Genomic DNA, 12965 nt, shown 5'->3' on the forward strand with positions numbered 1-12965 from the left:
AGAAACCGCCTTGTAGTCTTGTTAACTTGTCAACTCGTCAACTTGTCAACTCCTAAAAAACAACAATATGAAAACCCACTGGACCCGTACCCCCTTGCTGCTTACCGCCGCCCTGCTGGCATCGTGCCTCCTTACAGCCTGGATGACAGTACACGGTTTCTATATCAACATGTGTCTGGCCGCCCTGCTGACACTGGGCATTGCCTGGGCTGTCTGCCAGTATATGAAGCGTACGTCACGCCTCATGGAGCAGTTCATTCAGTCGGTGCGCTACTCCGAATTTCCCGAAACCTTCGGCAGCAACCAGGCAAGCGGTCATCGTGGCCTGCCACCCGAACTGCTGGACAGCATGCAGGAGGCACTGGAACACTACCGCACCAACCTGCAACGCAAGGAAGGGCGCCTGCTTTACTTTCAGGCACTGGCCAACCACATTGACACCGCCATACTGGTCTATACACCACAGGGCAACATCGAATGGAAGAACGAGGCCGCTACACGTCTGCTGGCCACTGCCGTAAACGAACTGCAAGCAGAAACCTGGATATTGAAAGCCCCCAAGACTGTAGATGATTTACGCCTTTTCCATCCCGATCTGCCCCGCCTGCTACGTGACTTGCGTCCCGGCTCGCTGCACGTAATACAGGTTCACCAACAGGAAGAAGGAACGCAACTGGCCTTGTCGGGCATGGAATTCATCCTGCAAGGAAGAAAGCTGGTCATTGCCAGCCTGAAGAACATCCATTCGGCACTGGACACCCAAGAGACACTGGCCTGGCAGAAGCTGATACGGGTACTGACCCACGAAATCATGAACTCCGTCACCCCCATTGTCTCCCTGGCCGAATTGTTAGGCAAGCAAGTAGACGGGCTGAAAGGCAACCAACAAGACAAGGAAGACATGCGACAGATGCTTGCCACCATTGCCCGACGAGGGAATGCGTTGACCCGCTTCGTAGGCAGTTATCGGGAAGTATCACACCTGCCCTCGCCCCTGCTGCAGCCTCTTGACGCTGCCACACTGTTGGAAGACGTCCTCCGATTCATGCAAACTGACAAGAACGACTTGCGTCTCATGCCACCTCCTGCCCCGCTCCGCCTCTTGGCCGACAAAGGACAGGTGGAACAGGTACTTATCAATCTGATCAAAAATGCCCGCGAAAACGATGCCAAATGTATCACCCTATCGGCAGGTGTCACTCCTACCGGCCGTATCTTCCTTCGCGTGGCAGACGATGGTACAGGCATTGAACCCGAAGTGCAGGAACGTATCTTCGTTCCCTTCTTCACTACCAAGCCCAGAGGTTCGGGCATCGGCCTCACGCTGGCCCGGCAGATTATGCACCAACACAGTGGCAGCATCGACATCCGTTCCTGTCCCGGTGAAGGGAGTGTATTTACGCTGCTGTTTCCGTACAACTATTGATTATAATGCAGACATTTATAATAATTATACCAACATTTTCAACCTATAGGTTTGATATGATACAAACGTTCAATTTCTGTCGGAGCATGTAAATCAAGAATTGTAGGATGAGCAGTATCCATCGTAGCAATGGTCTCCATATCTTCCTGACTCAATACGAAATCATTGATGGCAAAATTCTCTTCTATGCGTTCTTTGTGAACCGACTTCGGAATAGCAACTGTCCCACGCTGCTGATGCCAGCGCAACACAACTTGTGCTGCCGATTTGCCATACTTGTGCCCAATAGCGGTTAAAAGAGGGTTTGTGAACAATCCGTTCATACCCTCAGCCAAAGGGCCCCATGCCTCCATCTGTACGCCAAGTGATTGCATAATTTTCATTGCTTCTATCTGTTGGGTATAAGGATGTACTTCAATCTGGTTAACGGCCGGAACAGTTTTTACATTCAAACATAAGTCTATTAAGCGATCCGGCTCGAAATTACAAACTCCAATAGCACGTACATGTCCTGACGCATAGAGTTCCTCCATGGCCCTCCATGCTCCATAATAGTCATTAAAAGGCATATGAATCAGATAAAGATCAATATAGTCCATTCCTAAACGGATAAGCGAATCTTTAAAAGCTTGCATGGTTTGCTTGTATCCCATTTCTGATATCCATGCTTTGGTTGTAATGAATAAATTCTGCCGCGGAATACCACTTTTTTGAACAGCAGCACCAACAGCCCGTTCGTTCCCATACACAGATGCCGTATCAATAAGCCGGTAACCGACCTTAATGGCATCGGAAACAGCCTGTTCGCACATAAATGCATCTGACACCTGAAAAACTCCGAATCCCTGCATCGGCATCTGTACACCATTATTCAATGTTACATAATCCATTGCTTATTCTTATTTATCAATTTGACTTTCAGTAAACGGATCGGCACGATGCCCCATCAGATCAATTTGGGCATATTCCTTATCGAATTCCTCCATTTCCCAAGCCGACAGACGAATGATTCCTGCACCAAGGAAGTCATCCAAGTGACCGGGATGGGTAGTTCCCGGTATCGGAACAATCCATGGCTTACGCGAAAGTATCCAAACAAGTGCGAACTGAGCAGGTGTCAATCCTTTACGTTGCGCCCATTTACGGACAAGTGCCACAAGTGGCATATTATATTTCAAAGCCTCGGGAGTAAATCGTGGCAAATTCCACCGCCGATCTCCCTGTTTGAAACGGCTGTTTTCATCAATCGTACCAGTAAGAAATGCACGTCCTAACGGACAATAGGGAACAAAACCGATGCCAAGCTCTTCGAGTGTAGGAAATATTTTTGTTTCAGGTTCGCGCCACCAAATGGCATATTCACTTTGCACAACCGAAACAGGACATATTGCATGAGCACGTCGAATAGAAGAAGCACTCGCTTCGGACATTCCCCAATGCAACACTTTTCCTTCCTGTATCAAATCTTTTACTACACCTGCAACTTCTTCCATCGGCACATTCGGATCGACACGATGTTGGTACAACAAGTCAACATGATCCGTACGCAAACGTTTTAACGATCCCTCCACTGCACGGCGGATATGATCGGGATGACTATTAAGTGCAGTTGGTTGCCTTTCTTCAACACCGAATCCGAACTTTGTGGCGATCTTAACCTCCTTCCGAAACGGAGCCAGTGCTTCACCAACCCACTCCTCACTGGTATAAGGCCCATACACTTCTGCCGTATCGAAAAAAGTTACTCCTTTATCATATGCCCGACGTATCAAGGCAATCATGTCACGCTTGTCAAACTTTCCACCATAATAACCTACCATCGGCAAACAACCAAGCCCGATAGCAGAAACATCCAAACCTTTCAGCTTTCTATGCTCCATGCTACTGTCCGACTGATAACTACCATTTGAATATCCGCTTACCGACTTCGATGGAAATTGTGCAAATACGTTAGACAGTCCCATCCATTCTCCTGCTGCCAACAGAGTCGATATGGATGTCATTTTCAAAAAATCTCTTCTTTTCATAATTGTATATCATTATTTTAATGCAAAATTAGAAAGCACTCACAAGACAAAAGTGACAATAAGTGGGATGTTTGTATCCATTTCACTGATATAAACCCGTTTTTTACTTCTCTCTCTAACAAGAAAGACGTATCTTTGTGATTGAACATCAAATTAGTATAAACTTCATGAGTAAGATACTGAAAGTAAAAAACGTAAGTGATTACAGCCGCTATGTCGGAGCTACAGACTTTCATCCATGTGTCAACGTTATAGACTTTGCAGAAGTTTCGCCTGTACGCCATTGCCTGAATAACTATGGAGTTTATGGAATATTTTTGCACGACGAATCAGAAATAGACTTAGCATACGGACGTGGGAAATACGATTACCATAAAGGGACACTCATTTGTGTAGCTCCCGGCCAGATAGGTGGCAAAGAAGATAACGGTGAAGAAGTCAATCTGACAGGATGGACCTTGCTATTTCACCCAGACCTGCTACACGGAACGCATTTGGAAAAGAAAATCAAGGAATATTCGTTTTTCGACTATCGCGTCAACGAAGCCTTGCACATGACAGACGAAGAACACGATTTATTCATCACACTAATGCAACAGACCCATAAGGAAATCGAGCGCAAGCATGATGCCGTCCAAGATGCAATCATTGTCGGATACATTGAACTGATATTGAATTTTTGCCAACGGTTCTATAACCGACAATTTATGACACGGAAACTGGAAAATTCGGATATACTCATCAAGTTCGAGAATCTGTTGCGGAATTATTTCGATGAGAACTTACAATTATCGTTCGGACTGCCCACAGTTCAGTATTTTGCAGACAAACTTTGCATGTCGTCCAACTATTTTGGCGATCTCATTAAAAAGACAACTGGAGATACGGCAAGCAATCATATCCGTCAGTATATTATTCAAGAAGCGAAAAATCTGCTTGCTGGTGGAACAGGAGTTACCCAAGTAGCATACAGTTTAGGATTTGAATATTCCCAGCATCTGAGTCGGATGTTCAAAAAACAAACAGGAATGACGCCATCGGAATATTGCCTGAGTATCCAGAACAAAAAGTAAACCTATGAAAACAAAGAAGAAAACCATCCTCCGCGTGCTCATCGCTTTGGTAGCAGTGCTCGCCATCGTCTATGCCTCTCTGCCCTATTATGCCCGTCAGGCACTCATCCATTGGATGCCCGTCATCGATGATCTGGAAACCTTCCACCGCCACACGGTACACCACAATCCCAATGACGTATGGCACTGGCCCCTCTCTTCCGACTATAACCGCTACCGGCTGACGGAGAATGATGCGCACTATCTGGACAGTCTGCATACCGTATCCTTCCTCGTCATCCATCACGACAGCATCGTTTTTGAAAGCTATCGCGACGGTTGGAACGACACCCTGACTTCGAACATCTATTCTGCCACGAAAACCATCGTAGGACTGCTGACCGGTATTGCCCTTGACGAAGGAAAGATACACAGTTTGGATGATCCCGTGTCGCGCTACATTCCTGCCTATACGAAAGGAATGCAGGCCGACGTCACTCTGCGCCACCTGCTTACCATGAGCGGCGGCATGGCGTGGGACGAAGCCTATGCCTCGCTTTTCTCCGTCACCACACACGGCTACTACGGCAACGACTTGTACGACTTGGTAACCGGCCTGGAAGTGATTGATAAACCCGGTGTGCAATATTCCTACCGTAGCGGGGAGACACAGCTGTTGGCCTTCGTTATCGAAGCCGCCACTGGGCAGACATTGAGTGACTATGCAGAAGAAAAACTTTGGGAGCCCATGCAAGCCGAACGGGATGCCTACTGGCTGCTGGACAAGAAAGACGGTGACGAGAAGGCTTTCTGCTGCTTCCACACCACGGCACGCGATGTAGCCCGCTTTGCCCGCCTGTTACTGCATCATGGTAACTGGCAAGGCCGCCAATTGGTATCGAAAGCCTACATGAACGAACTGATGCGCCCTGCCTCGTACTTGAAAGACCAATGGGGTAAAGATACGCTCAGCTATTATGGCTTCCAGACGTGGATCATGGATTATCACGGCATGCGTTGCCCCTACCTGCGCGGCATGTTGGGACAGTACATCATCGCCATCCCCGAGATGGATGCCATCGTCGTACGTCTGGGACGCAAACGTTGTGATGTATACGACCGAGAGATTACTACCGACATCACACGGTATATGGACATCGCAATGAAGATACTGAAAAATCAGGAGGCAATCTGACGAACCGGATTCCCGGTTTGCTCCATCTGCAACTCTCCATAACGGATGACCGTCCAGTTGCCGTCTTCATCTTCAGCCAAGGCAGACATAGTCTCTACCCAGTCGCCCGAGTTGAGGTAATGAATGTCATCGTACCACGTATCGGCCGGATGATGAATGTGTCCGCATATTACTCCGTCGCACTTGCGGGCACGGGCAAATTTCACCAACTCCTGTTCGAAGTCGGAAATGTAGGAAACAGCAGTCTTTACCTTCTGCTTGATGGCTTGTGAGAGCGAATAATAAGGCTGACCGTGACGCGTACGATAGTTGTTGTAGATTTTGTTCAGCCACAGCAGGAAGGTATAGCCCAAGTCACCCAACTGTGCCAGCCACTTCATGTTTGTAGTAACGGTATCGAAGATGTCGCCATGCGTCACGTAGTAACGCTTGCCGTGACTTTCGTGAATGAAGTCCTTTACAATGCGGATGTTGTAGAAAGTAAAGGGCACCAGACTGTCCAGAAAGTCATCGTGGTTGCCCCGCACATAGATAACCTCCGTTCCCTGTTTCTCCATCATCTTCATGATAACTTTGAAGAACTCCGTATGGCGTGCCTGCCACTTGCGGGTGCCCCCCTTGCGTAAAGCCCATCCGTCGATAATGTCTCCATCCAATATCAGACGGCGGCAGTTCACCGATTTCAGAAAGTTAGTCACTTCGGTTGTCTTGGAATGTGATGTCCCCAGATGAATGTCGGACAACACAATGGTAGAATAAAATGTACGAAGGCGCATCATGGTTGTGTGTATTTTTATTAGTGCAAAGATGCGTACTGTCTATGTCAGAGGTGTTTCGAGGGGATTACAATTGTGTGTAATAAAGATAAAGAAAGGTTTGCTTCCTCCTTTCATGAAAAAATCTGTATTTTCGCAAGTGGTATTTATCGTTTCATTCAATCGTTTGGTATATACATACTTCATTATAAAGCTATGGAAGATACAGATTATAGACAAGCGCTGGCTGAAGCCCGCAAACAAGCAGCCAATAAACAACCCAATGAGCGAGAAGAAAATCATATGTTAATGGAAATTGTGTGTGGTGATGTACTGGTAGCCGAACAATACACTCGTCAACAGGAAAATGAATGGGAAATAGCTGAGTTGGCCCGTGAACTGTTGCGCCATGCACACACATTGAAACAACGCGGACATGCTTTGGATACCCTTCATGCTGCTGCCTTGCGGATGGCTGAAGTTATTCAGAGGCATCCACGTCTGCAACTGGAGCTGTTACAGTTTGCCAAAGATTTAAGTCAGCCTGCATATTGTGATGATGAAACCGCAACTGAAATATGTACCCAAATTGGCTATCTTAAACAGAACATCAGCTTAGCCGATGAAGGACGGTTACAAGATATCGAACCGTCCAGGAATATGCTTCGGAGAGATCCTGTAGAATGGACAGCCCAATGGGAAGAGGTGATTGACGAAGCCAACAGAAAAGTAGCCGAACAACTGGCAGACATTCCCAAAGGTATGGGATTCTGTCATGCTTATTGGCACAAACTGGCAAGTGTATTGCACGATGATTATGGTATTGCATGGAGTAGTCCTGCCGCGCTGAACCCTCGGGTGATGTTCGATTAGGCATCCGATGGGCTCCCCTTAAGCAGTGGAAAACCTCAGTAGTTCCCCTAGGAGCTATGTAAAAGTTTCTAAGGGAACTGTGCGAGGATACCTAAGGGAACTGGGATATACATTCGCAACCCGCTCAGGAACCATCGGACGGAATATGGTGCAGTTTGTCAGAACACATAGTAGAATCCCAGTGACGCCCCACGCAGCAAGCTGATGAAGAAGGACTTAGATCCTGAATTATATCCCAGCGAACCGACCGAAGTGCTGAGATACATCTTGTCAGAGATAGAAATGAGCAGTCCCGGAACATAGCCAAAACTGAAAGCAAAATCCTTATCTACTGCGCCGAATCCCATGCCTACGGTATTCATCATCCCAATCGTCTTGTTGAACGGCACGTAATAGCCTCCGCTCGGCCCAAGGGTAAATGTGCTTGTCGTGCCCGGCCCGACCGATACTCCCAATTCCCCACCGATATACCAGTTATCCGTAAGCATGTAGGTGACGCCAGGAGTCAGGGAAAAAGTCACGTCAACATCCGTTTCATCGCTAAAGCCTTCCGATTCGCCGATGTTCAGCGTCAGGCCGATGTTTCCACCAACGATGAGGTCTCCTTTTTTCAACTGGGCATTGGCTGCCGATACCATCACTAACAGGCCGATGGCCCACATAATCATTCGTTTCATAATTCGTTATTATTTAAGGGTTAAACAAGTGTCATCCGGTTCCACGCCATCAATGCAGCAGTTGCATCTGCTGGTACTCGATGGTCGACCCGATGTTGGGATTAAAGAAGTAGCTGTCCGACGACAGGATGGTACCCGCATCCGAAGTGCTCCACACCTGCGTGCCGCTTCCGATGGGGATGTCCACCACTGTGCCGTCGCTGCTCACGTAAGGGTTCACGCCCCGTATGGCCTCGCTGTGCAGCTGCGTCACGCGGTCCTGCATGGCACTGGTGCTCTCGTACATGGACATCTGTATGTCGCTGATTTCGGCGGCATTCTGCCGGAGCTGCTCACTGATGCGGGCGGCCTGCTGCTGGTTACGGATGATGCCCGCCCGCACATTCTGCTTGATTTGCTCGATTCTTCCCTGCTGCATGGAAACGATGGCTTGCGAATACTGGGGATTGAGCTGAATTGACCCTTTCATGCGCGAGGCTTCGGTGCCGGCCACGTCCAGGCTCTTTTCGTCGGCAGCCGTGAAAGTGGTCAGTTCAAGTACGTTCCATAGACGGCGGTCGATGGTGCGCATTGTGCCGTAAGGCATCCTCACGTCGAGGATGAAGAAGCAGGCCGTCGCCACGTGGTACACCTCCTTGCCATTTTCCAGCTTGATGACACAGCCGATGGCCGCCGCATCTGCTTTGGCACCGCGTATCTGGGTAAAGCTACTGCCCATCACCGAGTTGGCCAGACCCTGTTGGAAATTCCGCAGGAGTATTTGGCCGTATTTGTCAGCGTATTGTCTCATCGCGTCCGGCAGTTTGTCGTAAGTCTGCACATCCTTCAGTTCGATGGACTGTGCATGGGGAAACTGCGTCCTTACCACGTATTGCAGGTAGTCTTCGGCGGTGGTATATGGCCACTTCATGCTGCGCAGCAGGGGGTGGCGTTGTCCGGTAGCCACACCGTCGTTCTCGTCGTAGTAGGAACGGGCCATTTCGGTGTAGAAGCCCAGTTGCCTGGCTCCGTCGCTTCCTTTGATTTGGGCGTTGGGAGTGCCGTTGGCCTGCTGGAAGTCTTCCATATCCACCTTGCCCACCAACTGCCAGCCAGGCAGGCACTCGATGGTGAGCACCTGGGCGTTCTGCATGTAGGGGTCATTCAGGCTGACCGTCCTTGTCTCATTGTACACGGTGGCGGTGGGCTTGCGCTCGTCCGTCCCTGCCGGGGTCGTCCCCTCGGCAGCGCTTTCGCTTCCTCCCGCCCCTCCGCACCCGGCGGTGAGGCAGGCAGTCAACAATAGTATGGGATACATGTTCATACGGTTGGTATTTATCATATTAGGGGAAATCAAGAATCAGAAAGCCAGAACAGGACGTACATAAGGGCCCTCAGCAGCATTCCCTCCACATGCTTTATATTTCATTTGATAATATCTACCGGCCTTATATTCCTCTTCTTCAGTCGAGGTGGCAATACCTCGACGCCTCCATATATTCGAGTCAATCCAACCAGGATGATTTGGGTCATCCCTACTTTCCCGAGGAGAATATCTATAAACTGCACGTATATATTCTTTCAAATCATCTCGCGTGGTCGCGTTCTTGACTTTCTCGAATTGTCCATCCATAAATTCCCAAATACCGTACGATTCATAGTATTCGTAACCATCACTCCAATAGGCGCATTCGGCGTAACGTATTTGTCCGTATGATGGCAGGAACCATCCGCTGCTATTCTGAGGAGCAGCGAGCGAAAGTTGCCAGTCGCAAACGTCTCCGACATCCATACCAACTAAAAGGTTTTTTACCCCCCTCGATGTACCATAAGCTGAACTTTCCCTTATGCCGTAATATGTCTTTTTCCATCCAAGGCTTTTTTTACCATAGTTGATGGCAAGCATCAAGGCTGGGTATTCACAACAAGTATGGTTTGTAGCGGGTATATATTCCAGCATAGCCATGCAGTTGTAATAGCCGTTGAAATCATCATAGCTATTATAGATGGTACCCATATACGCTTTCGTATGCTCTATTCGCGTGTTATTGTCTGCTTCCATAATCAATGCCTCGCTTTGTATTAATGCGTTACACCACCGGGTGTAGGTCGCCCATTCATTAATGTAGGGCTCATCTTCCGGTTTATAGAAATCATGAAGTCGGGTCGGTACATGCGTCAGCGATACGGCATAGCCGTGGACGGTGCTGTCCAGCACGGGGCCGCCTGCGGTGAGCGGTCGGGTATAGTCGGACTGGTCGGTCTCATGCCTTCCGGCGTAGAACACGATGCCGATGCAGGCATCCGCCAGTTCCGCGCTCAGCTCGCTGTCGCCACGCAGCAGGGAACCGTCGTTGAGGTAGAAGTCGCCCAAGCGTGCATGGTCGAGCGGCTTGTTGCCCAGCATGCCGGGCAGCGGCTCGTCGGTGATGGTGAAGGTGTACACCTCGCTCCAGTCGGACGATGCCACCGCTGTCACCGCCTTGACGCTTGCGCTGCGTCCGGTCGGAGCATCGCCTTCAGCCAGTGCCTTGACGCTCACGCTGTGCTCGCCCGGAGCGTAGTCGAAGAGGCTGAAGCTGATTCCGGGTTCGGAAACGGGCACTTCCTTCCCGTCGTCTATCTTGTAGAGATAGGAAGCGGCATTCGCGACGGGCGCCCACGAGACGGTCACGGTGCAGCTCTCCTTATTCACATCGGCATTCAGCGCATCGGGCGCCTGCAGCTTCGTGCTTTCCACGGAGAAGTCTGCCTTGCCCCACTCCGAAGGGCTGAACAAATCGGGCTGGGCGTTGCTGACCGCCTGCACCGTGATGGAGTGGCTGCCTCCCTCGAATTTACTGTACGGCTGGAGTTCGAGGCGCGTCTCCCCGGTTTTGTACAGGGTTTCGTCGCCGGAAATCTTGTAATGGTAGTTGTCCGCATGCTCCACCGCCTGCCACGAGGCGGTGATGGTCTGTGCGTTCATATCCACATTCACGGTGACGACCGGAGTGGCGAGTTGCATCTGGCCGATGGAGGGCTGGTCATCCTTGTCGCAGGCCGTCATCAGCAGGATGGCCGCGAACATCTGCATTGCTGCGTAGTATAGTTTCGTTTTCATAAGCTTATAAGTCCTTTGAGTTATATCCATTCTTAGTCTTACTGCCCTCCAACCATCGTAGGAGTGACGATTCCTTTCCAGGCGAAGGCCACTTCATTTCCGTCGGTGAAGGTCATCGTTCCGGTGATTTCGTATTCCTGGCCCAAGTGGCCACGCTTTACTTCGACGGTACATGCCGTTACATCGTAATCGTTATAGAGATCTGTCCGTTTATTATTCTCGTAAGCCCGGAGTTGGGCATAGGTAATATTCAAGTGTCCGGAATCCTCGCTGACGTCCCAAGTGTAAGTGCCGGGGACAATCCTGTCATACGTTTGCCAATCATCATCTCTATCCAGTTTATGCACCTCTTCGGTCAGATTGCAAAGATTCAGGCGGATGACCCGACCGGTTCCCATTTCCCCAGATCCGGTGATGTACTCATTGGAGGGATTGATTCCTTTCTCAAAGAGGTACATCTCGTGTGTATAGTACTTGCTACCCGGGCTCGTCGCGTTCCAAGAGTGTGCACAGGCAGCAATGATTTCCACAGAGTTCTGAGGCGTGGGCCCGTTATCATCGTCCTTGCTGCAAGAGGCCATTGTCATCGTCAATGCTGCCAGCATCGCGAGGCAGAAGTAGAAATTCGTTTTCATAACATTCAAGTTTTTGGGTGAGTGTATAATCATGAAGCGGATGTCCGAAGAGGACGGCAGGAAGCGTCAGCCCAACGGGAATTCTTCCTCGCCGCCTTCTTCTTCGCCCCCGCCGGAGGGTAGCCCCTTTGCCTTGCGGTAGGCCGCCAGCGAGGCATAGTCGATGCCATCGGCCAGCACACCGGCATTCTCGAAGGTGAGCTGCTGGATGATGGCGTTGCGGAACGCCCTCTTCGGCACGAAGCGCAGGCGGGCTTCATAAATCATGGTATTGGGGTTGAACTCGTTGATGTCGGCCACGCCCTTGCTGCGGAAGGTGATACGGAGGTCGCCCATCTCGCCCAGGGGCACCGGTTCGCCCTTGCTCAGCTTGCTGATGGCGTATTCGGAGAGGTGCACCAGCCCGGCCATCAGTTCGACGGGAGCGGTGGTGGTGTTTTCGGTAGCAGCACGGGTGGTAGCGTCAGCACCTTCCGACTCGCCTGTAATAGGGGTGGCATACCACTGGGGCGGGTCGTCCCGGCGATTGGGGTTCACTTTCTGAATCAATTTGTACTTCATAATTCGGTTCCTCCTTGTTATATAGGTTAAACAAATGGCTTGTCTGGACAGCCTTGCGGGGAGACTGGTTGCCTGCCTGCGGGAAGATCGGCTGCCTGCCTGCGGGGAGATCAGCAGTCTGCCTGCGGGGAGATTAGCTACTCCGCCGAGGCTCACAGGAGCCCCGGTTCCTGTTCCGGCTGTTTCAAAGATAAAGGTCAGGAGGCTAATCTGCAATAGGTTGAACACCCCCTATACACGAACACCCCCGCCGTTTACACGAACGGGCGAACGGCATACACGAACGCGTATTTATCCTTTTCTGTCCCGTTTGGCATTGGATTAGTTCTTGGGAAAAGCTATATTTGCGGACAGCTATATTTACCACACATGCAGAAGATGGATCACATACGCCGCATACTTGCCTGCCTGCTCCTGCCACTGGGGTTGCTGGTATGGCCGGCCATTGGCACTGCCGCGCAGGAGGCAACAGCCGTTACCTCGAAATACGCCTACCGCCACTACACCACGCTTGACGGCCTGCCGCAGATGCTCACCGAGTGCATCTACCAGGACAAGAAGGGGTACATCTGGATAGGCACCCTCTCCGGCTTCGTGCGCTACGACGGCTTCGAGTTCGTGCCCTACCTGAAGGGGGGAAGGCCGGAAAACATCGTCGGCTTCCACGAAGACGCGCGCGGAG

General features: G+C 50.3%; 12 protein-coding genes and 1 pseudogene. 5 read left to right on the forward strand and 8 right to left on the reverse strand.

What is annotated here, in order from left to right:
* Window positions 1-67: 67 nt before the first annotated feature.
* The gene (locus Q3C19_RS00535; protein WP_302726434.1) at window positions 68-1426 is read left to right on the forward strand and encodes a PAS domain-containing sensor histidine kinase; all 1359 of its coding nucleotides are present in this window, start codon (window positions 68-70) and stop codon (window positions 1424-1426) included.
* 38 nt (window positions 1427-1464) lie between these two features.
* Here the strand turns inward: Q3C19_RS00535 and Q3C19_RS00540 are convergent, their stop codons facing one another.
* The gene (locus Q3C19_RS00540; RefSeq protein WP_022162355.1) at window positions 1465-2316 is read right to left on the reverse strand and encodes an aldo/keto reductase; all 852 of its coding nucleotides are present in this window, start codon (window positions 2314-2316) and stop codon (window positions 1465-1467) included.
* A gap of 9 nt (window positions 2317-2325) precedes the next feature.
* Window positions 2326-3453, reverse strand: a complete 1128-nt coding sequence (locus tag Q3C19_RS00545) for an aldo/keto reductase (protein WP_302726437.1) — start codon at window positions 3451-3453, stop codon at window positions 2326-2328.
* A gap of 167 nt (window positions 3454-3620) precedes the next feature.
* Here Q3C19_RS00545 and Q3C19_RS00550 point away from each other — a divergent pair, with 167 nt between their 5' ends.
* Both Q3C19_RS00550 and Q3C19_RS00555 read left to right on the forward strand, forming a co-directional pair.
* Window positions 3621-4526 carry an AraC family transcriptional regulator gene (locus tag Q3C19_RS00550; protein ID WP_302726439.1) on the forward strand — a complete coding sequence of 302 codons (906 nt, stop codon included), beginning with the start codon at window positions 3621-3623 and terminating at the stop codon, window positions 4524-4526.
* A gap of 4 nt (window positions 4527-4530) precedes the next feature.
* A complete protein-coding gene (locus Q3C19_RS00555; protein ID WP_302726441.1) occupies window positions 4531-5700 on the forward strand; it encodes a serine hydrolase in 1170 nt (389 codons plus the stop codon).
* Here the strand turns inward: Q3C19_RS00555 and Q3C19_RS00560 are convergent.
* Window positions 5685-6476 (reverse strand): UDP-2,3-diacylglucosamine diphosphatase, encoded by a 792-nt coding sequence (locus Q3C19_RS00560; protein ID WP_071150725.1) that lies wholly within the window; start codon window positions 6474-6476, stop codon window positions 5685-5687. The genes Q3C19_RS00555 and Q3C19_RS00560 overlap by 16 nt on opposite strands.
* Window positions 6477-6671: 195 nt before the next feature.
* Between Q3C19_RS00560 and Q3C19_RS00565 the strand changes: the two genes are divergently transcribed.
* Window positions 6672-7328 carry a hypothetical protein gene (locus Q3C19_RS00565; protein WP_302726443.1) on the forward strand — a complete coding sequence of 219 codons (657 nt, stop codon included), beginning with the start codon at window positions 6672-6674 and terminating at the stop codon, window positions 7326-7328.
* A 158-nt stretch (window positions 7329-7486) separates the two neighbouring features.
* Here Q3C19_RS00565 and Q3C19_RS00570 read toward each other — a convergent pair whose 3' ends face one another.
* The 5 genes from Q3C19_RS00570 to Q3C19_RS00590 form a co-directional block, all read right to left on the reverse strand.
* Complete coding sequence (locus Q3C19_RS00570) at window positions 7487-8005, reverse strand: outer membrane beta-barrel protein (protein WP_302726445.1); 519 nt, start codon at window positions 8003-8005, stop codon at window positions 7487-7489.
* A gap of 49 nt (window positions 8006-8054) precedes the next feature.
* Complete coding sequence (locus tag Q3C19_RS00575; RefSeq protein WP_302726447.1) at window positions 8055-9308, reverse strand: hypothetical protein; 1254 nt, start codon at window positions 9306-9308, stop codon at window positions 8055-8057.
* 36 nt (window positions 9309-9344) lie between these two features.
* Window positions 9345-11087: a hypothetical protein gene (locus tag Q3C19_RS00580; RefSeq protein WP_302726449.1), complete on the reverse strand. Its 1743-nt coding sequence runs from the start codon at window positions 11085-11087 to the stop codon at window positions 9345-9347.
* A gap of 38 nt (window positions 11088-11125) precedes the next feature.
* On the reverse strand, window positions 11126-11722 hold the full coding sequence (locus Q3C19_RS00585; RefSeq protein ID WP_302726451.1) for a hypothetical protein: 597 nt from the start codon (window positions 11720-11722) through the stop codon (window positions 11126-11128).
* 66 nt (window positions 11723-11788) lie between these two features.
* A complete protein-coding gene (locus Q3C19_RS00590; RefSeq protein WP_302726453.1) occupies window positions 11789-12283 on the reverse strand; it encodes a hypothetical protein in 495 nt (164 codons plus the stop codon).
* A gap of 528 nt (window positions 12284-12811) precedes the next feature.
* Between Q3C19_RS00590 and Q3C19_RS18370 the strand changes: the two are divergent.
* A pseudogene (locus Q3C19_RS18370) lies at window positions 12812-12865 on the forward strand (two-component regulator propeller domain-containing protein); the annotation flags it as partial.
* Window positions 12866-12965 lie beyond the last annotated feature (100 nt).

Source organism: Bacteroides sp. ET489 (assembly GCF_030518095.1).
Lineage (GTDB): Bacteria > Bacteroidota > Bacteroidia > Bacteroidales > Bacteroidaceae > Bacteroides > Bacteroides ndongoniae.